The 15563-nt window shown below is 62.8% G+C and carries 17 protein-coding genes; 10 read left to right on the top strand and 7 right to left on the bottom strand.

Annotation, left to right across the window (positions count from 1 at the left end):
- The first annotated feature begins 265 nt into the window (after positions 1-265).
- The 3 genes from VNT00_RS12685 to fusA all read left to right on the top strand — a co-directional run bounded on the left by VNT00_RS12685 (position 266) and on the right by fusA (position 4157).
- Positions 266-1189, top strand: coding sequence for an ABC transporter ATP-binding protein (locus VNT00_RS12685; RefSeq protein ID WP_325588002.1), 924 nt, complete (start codon positions 266-268; stop codon positions 1187-1189).
- Positions 1186-1947 carry an ABC transporter permease gene (locus tag VNT00_RS12680; protein WP_325588000.1) on the top strand — a complete coding sequence of 254 codons (762 nt, stop codon included), beginning with the start codon at positions 1186-1188 and terminating at the stop codon, positions 1945-1947. The genes VNT00_RS12685 and VNT00_RS12680 overlap by 4 nt, the downstream gene beginning before the upstream one ends.
- 89 nt (positions 1948-2036) lie before the next feature.
- Complete coding sequence (fusA, locus tag VNT00_RS12675; protein WP_325588006.1) at positions 2037-4157, top strand: elongation factor G; 2121 nt, start codon at positions 2037-2039, stop codon at positions 4155-4157.
- A 29-nt stretch (positions 4158-4186) separates the two neighbouring features.
- Here the strand turns inward: fusA and VNT00_RS12670 are convergent, their stop codons facing one another.
- Positions 4187-4669: a YajQ family cyclic di-GMP-binding protein gene (locus VNT00_RS12670; protein WP_325587998.1), complete on the bottom strand. Its 483-nt coding sequence runs from the start codon at positions 4667-4669 to the stop codon at positions 4187-4189.
- A gap of 146 nt (positions 4670-4815) precedes the next feature.
- Between VNT00_RS12670 and VNT00_RS12665 the strand changes: the two genes are divergently transcribed.
- A complete protein-coding gene (locus VNT00_RS12665) occupies positions 4816-6036 on the top strand; it encodes an MFS transporter (RefSeq protein ID WP_325587996.1) in 1221 nt (406 codons plus the stop codon).
- Positions 6037-6058: 22 nt separating this feature from the next.
- Here VNT00_RS12665 and VNT00_RS12660 read toward each other — a convergent pair whose 3' ends face one another.
- Positions 6059-6262: a hypothetical protein gene (locus VNT00_RS12660; protein ID WP_325587994.1), complete on the bottom strand. Its 204-nt coding sequence runs from the start codon at positions 6260-6262 to the stop codon at positions 6059-6061.
- Positions 6263-6533: 271 nt separating this feature from the next.
- Between VNT00_RS12660 and VNT00_RS12655 the strand changes: the two genes are divergently transcribed.
- Together VNT00_RS12655 and VNT00_RS12650 are read left to right on the top strand one after the other, a co-directional pair.
- Positions 6534-6950, top strand: coding sequence for an RcnB family protein (locus VNT00_RS12655; RefSeq protein WP_325587992.1), 417 nt, complete (start codon positions 6534-6536; stop codon positions 6948-6950).
- A gap of 150 nt (positions 6951-7100) precedes the next feature.
- A complete protein-coding gene (locus tag VNT00_RS12650) occupies positions 7101-7763 on the top strand; it encodes a thiopurine S-methyltransferase (protein WP_325587991.1) in 663 nt (220 codons plus the stop codon).
- Positions 7764-7861: 98 nt separating this feature from the next.
- Here VNT00_RS12650 and VNT00_RS12645 read toward each other — a convergent pair whose 3' ends face one another.
- From VNT00_RS12645 to VNT00_RS12625, 5 genes are all read right to left on the bottom strand, one after another.
- Positions 7862-8353: a hypothetical protein gene (locus tag VNT00_RS12645; RefSeq protein ID WP_325587990.1), complete on the bottom strand. Its 492-nt coding sequence runs from the start codon at positions 8351-8353 to the stop codon at positions 7862-7864.
- A 261-nt stretch (positions 8354-8614) separates the two neighbouring features.
- The gene (locus VNT00_RS12640; protein WP_325587988.1) at positions 8615-8779 is read right to left on the bottom strand and encodes a hypothetical protein; all 165 of its coding nucleotides are present in this window, start codon (positions 8777-8779) and stop codon (positions 8615-8617) included.
- 15 nt (positions 8780-8794) lie between these two features.
- The gene (locus VNT00_RS12635; RefSeq protein ID WP_325587986.1) at positions 8795-9877 is read right to left on the bottom strand and encodes a YeeE/YedE family protein; all 1083 of its coding nucleotides are present in this window, start codon (positions 9875-9877) and stop codon (positions 8795-8797) included.
- An 82-nt stretch (positions 9878-9959) separates the two neighbouring features.
- Positions 9960-10901, bottom strand: coding sequence for a sulfurtransferase (locus tag VNT00_RS12630; RefSeq protein ID WP_325587984.1), 942 nt, complete (start codon positions 10899-10901; stop codon positions 9960-9962).
- Between the two features lie 61 nt (positions 10902-10962).
- Complete coding sequence (locus VNT00_RS12625) at positions 10963-11340, bottom strand: DUF4870 family protein (protein WP_325587982.1); 378 nt, start codon at positions 11338-11340, stop codon at positions 10963-10965.
- Between the two features lie 262 nt (positions 11341-11602).
- Between VNT00_RS12625 and VNT00_RS12620 the strand changes: the two genes are divergently transcribed.
- From VNT00_RS12620 to VNT00_RS12605, 4 genes are all read left to right on the top strand, one after another.
- Positions 11603-12613, top strand: coding sequence for a sulfate ABC transporter substrate-binding protein (locus tag VNT00_RS12620; protein ID WP_325587980.1), 1011 nt, complete (start codon positions 11603-11605; stop codon positions 12611-12613).
- A gap of 114 nt (positions 12614-12727) precedes the next feature.
- Positions 12728-13594 (top strand): sulfate ABC transporter permease subunit CysT, encoded by an 867-nt coding sequence (gene cysT / locus VNT00_RS12615; protein WP_325587978.1) that lies wholly within the window; start codon positions 12728-12730, stop codon positions 13592-13594.
- A complete protein-coding gene (gene cysW / locus VNT00_RS12610) occupies positions 13591-14493 on the top strand; it encodes a sulfate ABC transporter permease subunit CysW (protein ID WP_325587976.1) in 903 nt (300 codons plus the stop codon). Before cysT ends, cysW begins: the two co-directional genes overlap by 4 nt.
- Positions 14490-15557 (top strand): sulfate/molybdate ABC transporter ATP-binding protein, encoded by a 1068-nt coding sequence (locus tag VNT00_RS12605; RefSeq protein WP_325587974.1) that lies wholly within the window; start codon positions 14490-14492, stop codon positions 15555-15557. The genes cysW and VNT00_RS12605 overlap by 4 nt, the downstream gene beginning before the upstream one ends.
- Positions 15558-15563 lie beyond the last annotated feature (6 nt).

Here is a 15563-nt window from a genome sequence, read left to right as displayed (position 1 = left end):
CCCGGCCCGCACAGCACCACGACCCGCCGCGCCCTCCAGCGCTCGCGCACGGCATCGGCAACCGCCAGCCCCGCCGCCTCCATCAGTGCAACCCCGGTAATCCCCTGGGACATGGCGGCCCGGTCGGCGGCCGCCATTTCGGCGGGCACCAGCAAAACACCCTTGTTCATCCCCATACTTGCCACGTCCTCTGTAAACTGCCACTATTTCGGTCAAAGCCAGGCGCCGGGCGCCAAAGACAAAGATATAGTAACGGACGCCGCACATGCCATCTGTCATTTCCGTATCCAATCTTTCCAAGACCTACGCCTCGGGGTTCGAGGCCCTCAAGAACATCAACCTGGACATCGAACGCGGCGAAATCTTCGCTCTGCTTGGTCCCAACGGCGCGGGCAAGACCACGCTCATCAGCATCATCTGCGGATTGGTCAACGCCAGCGGGGGCACAGTCGTCGCCAACGGGTATAACATCGTTACCAACTATCGCCAGGCCCGCGCCTGCATCGGCCTGGTTCCCCAGGAGCTCACCACCGACGCCTTCGAAACCGTGTGGAACACCGTCAGCTTCAGCCGCGGCCTGTTCGGCAAGCGCGCCGATCCCTCCCATATCGAAAAAACGCTCAAGGCGCTGTCGCTCTGGAACAAAAAGGACAACAAGCTCATCACCTTGTCGGGCGGCATGAAGCGCCGTGTCCTCATTGCCAAGGCCCTGTCGCACGAGCCGGACATCCTGTTCCTGGACGAGCCCACGGCGGGCGTCGACGTGGAACTGCGCAAAGACATGTGGGAGCTGGTGCGCTCGCTGCGCGCCGACGGCGTCACCGTCATCCTCACCACGCACTACATCGAAGAAGCCGAGGAAATGGCCGACCGCATCGGCATCATCAATCACGGCCAGATAATCCTGGTCGAAGAAAAAAAGGCGCTCATGCGCAAACTGGGCAAAAAGCAGCTGACCCTGCAATTGCCGGAGCCCCTGGCGCAGATCCCCGGGCAACTGGCGGGCTATGGCCTGGAGCTGTCCGAAGACCGCAAAGCGCTCACCTACACCTACGACATCCAGCAGCAGACCGACATCGCCGCCATGCTGGCCGAACTGCACAAGGGCGGCATCCGCTTCCAGGACCTGAGCACCCGCCAAAGCTCGCTGGAAGATATTTTCGTCGGCCTGCTCCGGGAGAAACCATGAACCTGCAAGCCATACGCGCCATCTACCTGTTCGAAATGGCCCGAGCCTGGCGCACGCTGATGCAAAGCCTCATCGCCCCGGTCATTTCCACCTCGCTGTATTTTGTCGTGTTCGGCGCCGCCATCGGCCACCGCATCACCGAGGTAAGCGGGGTCGGCTACGGCGCCTTCATCGTGCCCGGCCTGATCATGCTGTCCCTGCTGACCCACAGCATCTCCACCGCCTCGTTCGGCATCTATTTTCCGCGCTTTGCGGGAACCATCTACGAGGTGCTTTCAGCACCGGTCTCGTACGTGGAAATCCTGGCCAGCTACGTGGGCGCCGCCGCCACCAAATCGCTGATCCTGGCCCTCGTCATTCTGGGCACAGCCACCTTCTTCGTCCCGATGCGCATCGACCATCCTCTCTGGATGGTGCTGTTCCTGGTGCTTACGGCCATTACGTTCAGCCTATTCGGCTTCATCATCGGCATCTGGGCCGACAGCTTCGAAAAACTGCAGCTGGTGCCGTTGCTCATCGTCACGCCGCTGACCTTCCTGGGCGGCAGCTTCTACTCCATCGACATGCTGCCGCCCTTCTGGCAAAAAGTCACCCTGCTCAATCCGGTGGTCTACCTCATCAGCGGGTTCCGCTGGAGCTTCTACAGCATCGCCGACGTCAATGTCGCGGTCAGCCTGGCCATGACGCTGGCCTTCCTGCTGGCTTGCCTGGGCATCGTGGCCTGGATGTTCAAGACCGGATACCGCCTGCGGCCTTAAGCGCCGTCCCCCGGCACACGCCGTAGTGCGCCGGCCGCCTCGGGTGTAGACTTATGGCAACCCTGTTCCGCGCCTTCAGAGAGGTTGCCGTGGCCCGCAAAACACCTATCGAACGCTATCGCAATATCGGCATCAGCGCGCACATCGATGCCGGCAAAACCACAACCACCGAACGCATCCTGTTCTACTCGGGCGTCAACCACAAGCTGGGCGAAGTCCACGAGGGCATGGCCACCATGGACTGGATGGACCAGGAGCAAGAACGCGGCATCACCATTACCTCGGCCGCCACGACCTGCTTCTGGAAAGGCATGGCGGGCAACTACGACGAACACCGCATCAACATCATCGACACGCCGGGCCACGTCGACTTCACCATCGAGGTCGAACGCTCAATGCGGGTGCTGGACGGCGCCTGCATGGTCTACGACGCCGTGGGCGGCGTGCAGCCGCAGTCGGAAACCGTCTGGCGCCAGGCCAATAAATACCATGTGCCGCGCCTGGCCTTCGTCAACAAAATGGACAGGGTCGGCGCCGATTTCCTGCGCGTGGTCGAGCAGATCCGCCAGCGCCTCAAGGGCAACGCCGTGCCGGTGCAGCTTCCCATGGGCGCCGAAGACGACTTCCACGGCGTCATTGACCTGATCAAGATGAAAGCCATCCGGTGGGACGACGCCACCCAGGGCGTACATTTCGATTACATCGACATTCCCCCCGCGCTGCTCGAGGACGCCAACACATGGCGGGCGCGCATGCTCGAAGAAGCCGCCCAGGCCAACGACGAACTGCTGCAACAGTACCTGGAGGGCGCCGAGCTGAACGAAAACCAGATCAAACAGGGGCTGCGCCAGCGCACGCTGGCCGGCGAGATCGTCCCGGCCTTGTGCGGCAGCGCCTTCAAGAACCGCGGAGTGCAGGCGCTGCTCGACGCCATCATCGACTACCTGCCCTCGCCCGCCGACGTCCCGCCCGTGGCCGGCGTGGATGCGCACGACCGTCCGGCAACCCGCCGCGCCAGCGACGACGAGCATTTCAGCGCCCTGGCCTTCAAGATCATGACCGACCCCTTTGTCGGCCACCTTACCTTCTTTCGCGTGTACTCGGGCGTCATGACTTCCGGCCACGCGGTGCTCAACGCCACCAAGAACAAAAAGGAACGCATCGGGCGGCTGCTGCAGATGCATGCCAACCACCGCCTGGAGCTTCAGGAAGTGGATGCCGGCGACATCGCGGCCGCCGTGGGCCTCAAAGAGGTCACCACCGGCGACACACTGTCCGCCCCCGACCATCCCATCACCCTGGAGCGCATGGTTTTCCCCGAACCCGTCATCTCGCAGGCGGTCGAACCCAAAACCAAGGCCGACCAGGAAAAAATGTCGGTGGCGCTGCACCGGCTGGCCGAGGAAGATCCCTCCTTTCGCGTCGAGACCGACCCGGATTCGGGCCAGACCATTATCTCGGGCATGGGCGAGCTGCATCTGGAAGTGCTGATGGAACGCATGCGGCGCGAATTCGGCGTCGACGCCACGGTCGGCAAGCCCCAGGTGGCGTTCCGCGAAACCATACTCAAGACCTGCGAATCCTCGGAAGGCAAATTCATCAAGCAAACCGGCGGGCACGGCCAATACGGCCACGTGGTGCTTAAAATCGAACCCCAGCCGGCCGGCAAGGGCTTCGAGTTCGTGGATGCCATCAAGGGCGGCGTCATCCCGCGCGAATTCATCCCCGCCGTCGAAAAAGGCGTCATCGAAAGCCTGGGCGGCGGCGTGCTGGCGGGCTACCCCGTCGTGGACGTGAAAGTCACCCTGATTTTCGGCTCGTCGCACGACGTGGACTCCAACGAGCACGCCTATCGCATGGCGGCAGCCATCGCCTTCAAGGAAGGCTGCCGCAAGTCCGAGCCGATTCTGCTCGAACCCATCATGGCCGTCGAAGTCGAAACGCCCGAAGAGAAAATGGGCGACGTCATGGGCGATTTATCGTCCAGGCGCGGCAGCATACAAGGCATGGACGACCTGCCGGCGGACATGGGCAAGGCCATACGCGCCGAAGTCCCGCTGGTCGAGATGTTCGGCTACTCGACCGCGCTGCGTTCGCTGACCCAGGGCCGGGCCACCTACACCATGGAGTTCCAGCGCTACGCCCGCGCGCCCGACGCGCTGGCCGCCGCCATGACGCAGGCCCGCAGCCCCGCGCAAGCCGGGCGCTGACGCGTCCGGGGGAGAAAGCGGCAAGGGACTCAGTCGCGGAAATTATCGAACTGCAGGGGCAGGTCGACGTCGGTCTTGCGCAGCAAGGCGATGGCTGCCTGCAAGTCGTCGCGTTTCTTGCCGGTTACGCGCAGTTTTTCGCCGTTGATCTGCGACTCGACCTTGAGCTTGGCGGCCTTCAGCGCGGCAATGAGTTTTTTCGAAACAGCCTGCTCGATGCCCTGCCTGACCGTCACCTTCTGTTTGGCGCCGCCCAGGTTTTCGTTGGGCTCGGCCACGTCCAGGCAACGCACGTCGATGCCGCGCGCCGACAGACGGCCCCTCAGGATGTCCAGCATCTGCTTGAGCTGGAAGGCGCTGGGCGCCGACGACGTCACGACGAAATCGACAAGCTCGAACTTGGCGTCCGTACCCTTGAAATCGAAACGGGTGGCCAGTTCGCGGTTGGCCTGGTCGACGGCATTGGTCAGTTCATGTTTATCGACTTCGGAAACCACATCAAACGAAGGCATGGCTGATCATCCTTTATTAACGCACAAACAACGGTCGAGTGTACAACCATTCGGCGGAGCCGGCGCCTGGGGCCGCGGCAGGCGCCGCAATCGACAAGCACGAACGTAAATGCCAAAATACGAAATTCCTTGAAAAGCCGCAATACGTGCCAGCCAGCCAGAATTCGTTCAGTTTAAAAAAAATCGCCGTCGCGGCTTTCGGGCCTTCGCTGCTGTTCGGCATCAGCGAAGGGGCCATCTACCCCGTCATCGCGCTCAGCGCCCGGCAGCTTGGCGCATCGGTTGCCGCGTCGGCGGTCATCCTGGCGCTTATCGGCGTAGGCTCCCTGGTCAGCAATATCCCGGCCTCCCTGCTTACGGCCCGCCACGGCGAGCAGCGCGCCATGATCGGCGCCGCCGTTCTAAGCATCTTCGCCCTGCTGCTGTGCCTGTTCGCCCAGTCCGAATGGATGCTGGGCGCCGGCGTATTCATGATCGGCATGGCGCAGTCCGTCTACACACTGGCCAGGCAAACCTATCTGACCGAGGCCGTGCCCATCGCCATGCGCGCCAGGGCGCTTTCCACACTGGGCGGCGTCATGCGCATCGGCCTGTTCATCGGGCCCTTCCTGGCTGCCGGCGTCATGCACAGCATGGGCATACCCGGCGCGTACTGGACGGCCATCGTGGCCATGGCCGCCGCCGGCGCGCTGGCCAGCACACTACCGGATCTGGAGTCCCGCACGGCCGGCGCCGCCGCAAAACCGGGCGCACCGTCCGCCGCGCCCTATACCAAACCCCGGATCGGCCAGATCGCCAAAGCGCATCGCAAAACCTTTCTGACGCTGGGCGCGGGCTGCCTGCTGGTGTCCGCCCTGCGGGGCTGCCGCCAGACCGTCATTCCGCTTTGGGCCGCCCACATCGGGCTGGACGCCACCACGACGGCCGTCGTCTACGGCTGCATGGGCGCCATCGACATGCTGCTGTTCTACCCGGCCGGCCACATCATGGACCGCCGCGGCCGGCACTGGGTCGCCATGCCCTGCATGCTCATCATGGGCCTGTGCTTCGCCCTCATGCCACTCACCCACGGGCTATGGTGGTTCACCGCCGTCACCATGGTGCTGGGTTTCGGCAACGGAGTGGGATCGGGCATCATCATGACCATAGGCGCCGACTCGTCGCCGTCGGTGGGCCGCACCCAGTTCCTGGGCATTTGGCGCTTCATCGCCGACCTTGGAGCCAGCGGCGGCCCCCTGTTGATGTCGGCGATCGCGGCGATCCTGTCCCTGGGTGCCGGCATCGCGGCCATAGGCGGCCTGGGATTCGTCGCAGCCGCGGTTTTCTGGAAATGGCTGCCCCGAACGAACCCGGCCAAGAACCGCTGATGTGAATGCGGCGCTTAGCGCCCTAATTCAGGGCCGCCCTGGCGGCTTCTTCGGGCGTCAGGCCCTCGTAGAACATATCCGTAAACCATTCGGCCTGCTCTTCGATATGCTCTTGCGCCTCGTCCCGGGTCGCGCCTGCCTGCACGAACAGCTCTTCGACTTCGACGCACCACGCCAGCAGCGCCACCTCGTCGGGATCCTCTTGCGGTGTTTTCTTTTTAGCCATGATCCGGAGCTTCCCTTCAAATTGCCGATCAAATGGAACAAGCCTCCATCATAAAGCCTCCGGGAGCGTGGATGGTAGACACGATCCGTAACCTTAATGACCCGGATGCAATCAATTTGAAGCAGTTTCGGTGATTCAATTGGCTCATTCCGGCACGGCATTGTTCGTTGTCGCGTAACGCGGGCATCCCGCCGCGCGCCGGTGGTTGAACCGGGCCCGGCCGGCGCTTTGCCGGCCACGGAACCCGGTCAAACAGCAAGGAGCTTGATCCATGAAGAACAAGATTATCGGCTCAGCCATTCTGGCAGCCTGCACGGCGCTGGCAAGCACTGCGGTGCTCGCCCAGGACAATGGCCGCCACGACCAGAACTGGGATCGCGGCGGCCCCCCGCAACATCAGATGGACCGCAACGATCACGGCCGGCCAGGCCCTGGCCCTCAAGCCCACCGCGGCCCGCCTCCCCATGCGCCCGCGTACGGACGACGCGGCGCGGGCCCCCGGCACAATTTCTACAAAGGCGGGCGTTTGCCGGCGCAATACCGCAGGCATCCCTACATTATCGAAGACTGGCGTGTCCATCATCTTAGCGAGCCGCCCAGGGGCTACTACTGGGTCCAGGCCGGCAATGACTTCCTGCTTACCGCCATTGCCACGGGGCTCATTGCACAGGTCATCCTGAACAACTGAACGCCCCGCACGAAGCGGCCTTCGCAGTGAAGCCCCGGCCCAAGGGCCGGAGCTTCTCCACCACAACACGGGGGCGCTTTGGCGTGTGGTCAGGCGGCCGCTTCACCTACAATGGCTCCGGAGGGCACTTTTTGCCTTGGGAGCAAATCGATGGACGCGAATTTCTGGCTGGCTCGATGGCAGGAGGGGCGCACGGGGTTTCACCAGGACACGGTGATGCCGCTGCTGCAAAAGCACTGGTCATCGCTGTCCCTGGCCAGGGACAGCCGTGTCCTCGTGCCCCTTTGCGGCAAATCCCTGGACATGATCTGGCTGGCCGAGCAAGGCCACCGTGTTCTGGGCGTCGAGCTGTCGCCCCTGGCCGTCGAGCAGTTCTTCGATGAAAGCCGGCTGCGGCCCGAGGTGCACGAATCGCCCATGGGGCGCCGCCATATCGCCGGCAATATCGAGATCTTGTGCGGAGACATCTTCGGGCTGGACGCCGCCACACTGGCAACATGCGACGGCGTCTACGACCGGGCCGCCCTGATCGCCCTGCCGCGCGATATGCGCCCGGGATACGTCCAGCATGTCTACGCGCAGCTTCCGGCCCGCTATCGCGGGCTGCTTATTACACTGGACTATCCCCAGGAGTTGATGGACGGCCCGCCCTTTTCCGTGGACGATGCCGAAGTGCAGGCGCTGTTTGCGCCGCAGTCCAAGGCAAAGCTCGTGGAGCGCCGCGATATTCTCGCCGCCGAACCACGGTTCAAGCAGCGCGGCCTCGAACGGCTGGACACCGTGGTCTACGCACTGGACAAGGCCTTGGGTTAGCGCGCCATAAGCGCGAGCCCGCCAAACAGGGCCAACCAGGCGACGCACACCAAACGGTGAACGCAAACCCGGGCCGGCTCAAGCCGCAACGAAGCGATTTACTCCTGCAGGCCTTCCAGGCGCGTCATCAAGAGGTCGGCGTCTTCGTGGACCTGCAGGTCCAGCGGCGCCACGATGCCCTTCATGCGCAGGCCGATCCTGAATGCGGAGCTGGCGCAGTCGTCGGCCAGCGCGCTCAGGCGCTGCTGGACCTTCATGAGCGCCTCGGCATTGGCATAGGGCAGCAGCAGCCAAAGCATGTCTTCGCGGGTTCGCGTGCAGCGGTCAGCCTCGCGCACCATTTCAATGATGCGGCTGATCAGCGCGTCGGCGAGCTCGCGCTCCTGGTTGCGCAATGCCACGGGCATCGGGGCCGTGTGCCAGCTATAGTCCAGGCGCAGACAAAGCAGCGAAAAGGCCGGAGCGCCATAACGCCGGCTCATTTCCAGCAGCCAGTCCAGGGAATACCGGAAAGCATCCAGGCCAAGCACGCCCGGTGCTTCCAGGAATTCGGAAAAATCGCGCTCTGTTGGAGCTTTACCGCAATACATAACTCAGCTCCTGTGAAAGTCGCCTCGGGTCTAGGAAAACACGCTTCCCGTTGAATGATGGTGATAACGGCAATGGCGGCCAACCCTCTGAACCCGGCCGCCTTTGGGTGAAGGAACAAACGGCGGCGCTCAGGTCGTTACTATTGGTAAAACACGTAAGAGAATAACAGAGCATCAGGAAAATTAGCTTCCTGAGCGCGCTCATTTGCAAGCAGCCACGGCTGGAATCGGCGAATTATTGAAAAGTGTCGCATTCAAGCATCAAAATGTGGAGGCGCAGTGCCCCCCGGAAGGCGCCTGGCCCGAGCCGGCGGCAATGAGCGGAGGCTCCAGGCGCTGGTTGACGGGCGCGGAAACCGCCCAGTCCCAGGCAAAAAAGGCAATCAGCAGCGCCCAGAACACGGCAGCGAGCATCGGCTTTTTCATCGGTTTCCCCAAAAATCAATAGCCAAAATGGCGGCGTATGCGCAGCCCGAGCACGGAGCCGCAAAATGCCAGCGGCACCCAGATCCAGCCATGGACGCTGCCGGTTGAAATGCCGCTGACCATGGCGCCGATATTGCAGCCGAAAGCCAGACGTGAGCTATAGCCCAGCAGGAAGCCCGCGATAATGCCGACCGTCCATTGCCTGGCCGTCAGGCTTGCGGAAGCCGATGTCGACGCCTGGCCCGCCGCGATCCACAAAGCCCCCGCCAGAATGCCGATATTGGTTATGGAGGTGACGTCCAGGAAAACCGATTGCGACAGGGTCGTCAGGTTGACGGGCTGGCTCCAGAACGGGTTGGCGGCAGGGTCGAACACCCCTGTCGCCACGGCGATCTTGGCCACCCAAAGTCCGAAGCCGTAGACGACCCCCCAGGGCTGGCCGGCAATGGCCAGGTTCAAAACAGCCAGAAGCGCCAGCAGCACGGCGCCGATGAACAAACGCCGGTCGAACCAGGGCTTGGCCTTGCCGCACCACAGCCGTGCCGCCGCCCCCAGGATCGCCAGGCCAAGGCAAGTCAGGCCCAGCGCCTCCCAGGGCCCGAACCGCCCTACCAGCCCGACCGGAGCGACCGCGCCCAGAGTCAGCCATTGCTCGAGCTGAGCCGACCCAAGAAAACTGCCCAGGGCAAACACCGGCAATATCGCCATGTTGAGGGGAATGCCCAGCCCCGCCTTGTACAGGGTTCCCGAGCCGCAGCCGTCGGCCATCTGCATGGCCGCGCCGAACACGAAGGCGCCGACGACGAGGCTGATGCTGGGAGGACCCAGCGCCGCACCCAGATCATGCGGGAAAGCGGCAAGCAGAGGCATGGAGACCGCCGCCGCCAGGGCCATGAGAAACAATTGCGCCATGACGCCGCGCGGATCGCGCTGCTCGATGAGGCGGCGCCAGCCCGTGGTGAAGCCGAACCGGGCGCCGGCCAGCACGCCGCCCATGCCCACTCCCACCAGGAACAGGACAGCCTGGCGCATCGACACAAACCACACCAGGGCCAAGAAAAAGGCGGCCATCGCGGCCGCAAGAGAAGTTCGGTTCATGAGTTGTCTATTTATGGTCGGCGGGAAAAACCCGATCCGCGAGCTCAAGGCGCGGGCAAGGCCGCCATGCCCGCGCGGAGAATCAGGAAACCTTGCCGATCAGGTTCTTGAGGTCGTTGAGGATTTGCGAGCCGCGTCCCGGAACATTGTCCATGGGCAGCGCCTCGGGCGATTGCGTCCATTCGACCAGGGATGCCGGATAAAGCTTGACGTTTTTCTGGCCGACCACTTCGGACAGGGCGAACCAGTCGATGGCGGCCCAGTGCCCCGTATTGCAGAACGAAATGGTTTCATCGGCAGGCTTGGCCAGATCGCGGGCGGCGATTTTGCGGGCTTCCTCGGTGGACACGAAAATGGACGTGCCGGGCTTGAACCACCGATCGAACGAAAGGCTGACCGCCGTGTGTATGGTGCCGGGCACCTTGGCCGCCGGCGCCTTGACCTTGCCCTCGAAGAAATTGGCCGGACGCGCATCGATGAGCCGGGTCTGCGGATTGCCGATCTGGGCAGCAACCTGATCCTGCGTGGCGATGAGCGCCGTGTTCAGGACGGGCGTATAGCTGCTGGCGGCAACCTGCGGAACGGCCTGATTCTGGGGCAGGCCCGCATCGCTCCAGGCCTTGACGCCGCCGTTCAGAATGGAAAGATTGTTCAACCCCAGGTACTTGAGCGTCCAGTACACCCGCGCGGAAGCGCCGAAGTCGGTCGAGTCGGCGCCCGAGGACACTACGACCGCATGGCTGTCCTTGCCAAGGCCCAAGCGGCGCACCAAGGAGGTCAAGGCGTCGACTTGCGGCAGCTGGCCGGGATTGGTGGCCGGGCCGCGCCATTGCCCATATGGCGCGGACACCGCCCCGGGGATGTGATCGGCGCTGTAGTCCTGGGCAGGCCGGATATCGACGATGCGCACCGCCGGATCGGAGGCCAGGGCGTTGAGTTCGGCGGGAGTAAGCAAAGGCGCGGCAAAGCCCGCCGCGCTATAGACAAAGGCCGCGGCGGCGGCAAGGCTGGCAAGGAGTTTCATGGCGAACCACCTGAAAAAACAGAGGATTCCACCATTTTCTCATAACTCGGGAAGGCCGGAGCTACACCGCATACATGGGCTTGCCGTCGACAAGCCGCAGCCAGCCCTTGACGATGCGGTAGATGACCCAGATCAGGTTGGCGACAAGAATGAAATAGCCGATCACCGCGAAAAACAGCAACACGCCGATGATCGACCACAACAGACTGTACCAAAAGGTCCGGATCTGCCACTTGAAATGCGAGGCCAGCCAGGTGCCCTGAACATCGCCGCGCTTCACGTAATTGATGATGATGGCGACGATGGCGGTGACGCCCACGATGAACGCCACGGCCTGCAATCCGTATACGACCATGGTTATCGTCTTTGCCGATTTCAGTTTTTCGTCGTCAGGTCCCGGCGCCGCGGTGGTCGTGACGATTGTCGTATCTTCGTTCATTGTTAGATTTCCTTATGAAATGAATGGCCCCTGCATAGCCCCGCGCCATGATGCCACAGTCCCCAAAAAAGCAGGCGCCCGAATCCGCTCCTGGCCCCCGGCAAGGCGTTCGCTCCGCCCCATATGCGAAAAACGAATTAACAATCGTGAAACCATTCGTTTTCCTTGAGGCACCGGCTGGATAAGCTGAAGGCTCTGAAACTTTCAGTTCCAAGAAATTTCCGCGCACAGCGCTCGAACCACTGCTTCCAAGGTAACGCATATGTTGGCAAAAAAAATAGCACTATCCGCTTTGTTCCTGGCTTTCGCCGCCTCGCCCGCCGTTCATGCGGCGCAAATACAACTCTTGAACGTTTCCTATGACCCCACCCGCGAGCTGTACCAGGAATATAACAAGGTCTTCGCCAAGGAATGGAAAGCCAAGACCGGCGACGACGTCGTCATTCGGCAATCGCACGGCGGTTCGGGCAAGCAGGCGCGCACCGTCATCGACGGCATCTCGGCCGACGTCGTTACCCTGGCGCTGGCCTCCGACATCAACGCCATCGCGCAGCGTGGCCTCATCGACAAGAATTGGCAGGAACGCCTGCCTCACCATAGCTCGCCCTATACCTCGACCATCGTCTTCCTGGTGCGCAAGGGCAATCCCAAAGGCATCAAGGACTGGAACGACCTGACCAAGCCGGGCATCCAGATCATCACCCCCAATCCCAAGACCTCGGGCGGCGCTCGGTGGAACTTCCTGGCGGCCTGGGGCTATGCGCTCAAGCAGCCGGGCGGCAGCGTGGACAGCGCCAAGCAATTCGTCAGCCAGATCTACAAGCATGTGCCGGTGCTGGACTCCGGCGCACGGGGATCCACCACCACCTTCGTCGAGCGCGGCATCGGCGACGTGCTGCTGGCCTGGGAAAACGAAGCCTTCCTGGCCATCAAGGAACTGGGGCCGGACAAAGTGGAGATCGTCGTGCCGTCGGTCAGCATCCTGGCCGAACCGCCCGTGGCCCTGGTGGACAAGAACGTCGACAGGCACGGCACGCGCAAGGTGGCGCAAGCCTACCTGGACTACCTGTACAGCGATGCCGGCCAGGATATCGCAGCCAGGAACTACTATCGCCCGACCTCGGAAAAGATCGCCCAGAAATACGCTTCGCAATTCCCCAGGATCAAGTTGTTCACCATCGAGGACGTGGCCGGCCCCTGGAGCAAGGTGCAAAAGGAATTCTTTGGCGACGGCGGCATCTTCGACCAGATCTACATTCCCGGCAAGCGCTAGGCTGGCTTTATTTGATTTTCTTCTATGGACATAGGAAAAAAATCGTTCTCTTTATAACGACGCAATGCAACCATGCATGGGTTCCGTATCCGTTCCGACCCACCCAAGCCATTTATGACCGCCGCAACACTTCCCCTGCGCAGAAACCCGCCATTCCGGATCATGCCGGGGTTCAACATCACGTTGGGCTTTACCATTTTCTACCTGAGCCTCATCGTCCTGATTCCATTGGCGGCCATCTTCCTGAAGACCTTTTCGCTGAGCTGGGACGAATTCGTTCAGGCAGCCACCGCGCCCCGCGTCATGGCGTCGTACCGCCTGAGTTTCGGCGCGTCGCTGATCGCGGCGGCGGTCAACGTGGTGTTCGGCGGCATCGTGGCCTGGACGCTCGTGCGCTATGAGTTTCCCGGCAAGAAAATCATCGACGCCCTGGTCGACCTGCCCTTCGCTCTGCCCACGGCGGTCGCCGGCATTGCGCTGACGGCCCTCTATGCACCCAACGGCTGGCTGGGCAGCGGGCTGGAGCAACTGGGCATCAAGGTCGCCTTCACGCCGTTGGGCGTGGTCGTCGCGCTGACGTTCATCGGCCTGCCCTTCGTGGTTCGCACCGTCCAGCCGGTGCTGGAGGAGTTCGAGGCCGAATACGAAGAAGCGGCGGCCAGCCTGGGAGCAAGCCGCCTGCAGACTTTCGCGCACGTCATCTTTCCCGCCGTCATGCCATCGCTCATTACCGGCTTCGCCCTGGCTTTCGCCCGCGCGGCCGGCGAATACGGCTCGGTGATCTTCATCGCGGGCAATATGCCCATGGTGTCGGAAATCACGCCCCTGCTCATCGTCACCAAGCTCGAACAATACGACTATGCCGGCGCCACGGCCATCGCCATGGTCATGCTGCTGGTTTCATTCACCATGCTTTTCGCCATCAACCTGCTGCAGGCCTGGTCCCGCCGCCGCGGCCAACGCCTGCGCACGCAATCATGAACAGCACCGCCATCGCCCTGCCCATCGTCCTGGACAAACCCGCGCGGGTTCCATCGGCCACGACCGAGCCCGTCTGGGTCAAGGTCCTTCTGATGGGCGTCGCCCTGGCATTCCTGACCCTTTTTCTCTTCATTCCGCTGCTGGCCGTGTTCACGGAAGCCCTGCGCAAGGGCGTGGATGCCTACTTCGCCGCCATCACCGAACCCGACGCGCTATCGGCCATCAGGCTGACTTTGACGACCGCCGCCATCGCCGTGCCGCTGAACCTGGTATTCGGCGTGGCTGCCGCGTGGACGATCGCCAAGTTCGAGTTCCGCGGCAAGAACCTGCTGCTTACGCTCATCGACCTGCCCTTTTCGGTGTCGCCCATTATCTCGGGCCTGATCTACGTGCTGATCTTCGGCGCGCAGGGCTGGATAGGGCAATGGCTGATCGACCACGACATCCAGATCCTCTTCGCCGTGCCGGGCATCGTCCTGGCCACCGTCTTCGTCACTTTCCCGTTCGTGGCCCGCGAGCTCATTCCGCTCATGCAGTCGCAGGGCGTGGAGGAAGAAGAAGCCGCGCTGGTGCTGGGCGCCAACGGCTGGCAGACCTTCTGGAAGGTCACTTTGCCCAATATCAAGTGGGGCCTGCTGTACGGCGTCATTTTGTGCAACGCGCGCGCCATGGGCGAGTTCGGCGCCGTATCGGTGGTGTCGGGCCATATCCGCGGCGAAACCAACACCATGCCTCTGCACGTGGAAATCCTCTACAACGAATACAACTTTTCGGCCGCGTTCGCCGTCGCGTCGCTGCTTGCCCTGCTGGCCCTGGCCACGCTGGCCATCAAATCCTTCATCGAATGGCGCATCTATCGCGGCGCGCCCGAAGCCCTTCAAGGGGAGAACGCAGCATGAGCATTGAAGTCCGTCACATCAACAAGCGTTTCGGCGGTTTCACCGCCATCGACGACATATCGCTCAGCTTTCCCAACGGCGGCCTGACCGCCCTGCTGGGTCCCAGCGGCTGCGGCAAGACCACCCTGCTGCGCATCATCGCCGGCCTGGAGCAGGCCGATAGCGGCCAGGTGCTGCTGGACGGTGTGGACGCCTCGTCGCATCACGTGCGCGAGCGCCAGGTCGGCTTCGTCTTCCAGCACTACGTGCTTTTCAAGCACATGACGGTCTTCGAGAACATCGCCTTCGGCCTGCGCGTCAAGCCGCGCAGCACCCGGCCTTCGGAACAGGCCATCCGCGAACGCGTCACGCAATTGCTCAATCTGGTCCAGCTGGACTGGCTGGCCGACCAATACCCCTCCAGCCTGTCGGGCGGCCAGCGCCAGCGCATCGCCCTGGCCCGAGCCCTGGCGGTCGAGCCGCGCGTCCTGCTGCTGGACGAACCCTTCGGCGCCCTGGATGCCAAGGTGCGAAAAGAACTGCGCCGCTGGCTGCGCAGATTGCACGACGAGCTGAACGTCACCAGCATCTTCGTCACCCACGACCAGGAAGAAGCGCTTGAAGTGGCCGACCAGGTGGTCGTCATGAACAAAGGCCACGTCGAGCAAACCGGCGCGCCGGCCGAAGTCTACAACCATCCCGCATCGCCGTTCGTCTACGGCTTCCTGGGCAACGTCAACCTGTTCCGCGGCCGCATCCACCATGGCGTGCTGGAAGCGGGCTCGGCCTCGTTCCGCGTGCCCGATCACGCCCAGGTCGATGACGCCCAGGGCATCGGCTACGTCAGGCCGCACGACCTGGAAGTGCGGCGCTACCAGCCCGGCGGCGACGGCATCGCGGCCAGGCTGCGCCACGCCCACGCCATCGGCCCGCTGGCGCAGCTGGAGCTGGTGCGCGAAGACAACGACGAAGTCATCGAAGCCGTCATCTCGAACGAGCTGTTCCGGGAACAGGCTTTCAAGGAAGGCGAAAGCCTGTTGGTCAGCCCGCGCCAATTGCACGTCTTCGTCGAACAGGTCGGATAAGGCCTT

The sequence above is a fragment of the Eoetvoesiella sp. genome (assembly GCF_035555955.1).
Classification (GTDB): Bacteria; Pseudomonadota; Gammaproteobacteria; order Burkholderiales; family Burkholderiaceae_B; genus Eoetvoesia.
This window is presented reverse-complemented; position numbering and strand designations above follow the sequence as displayed.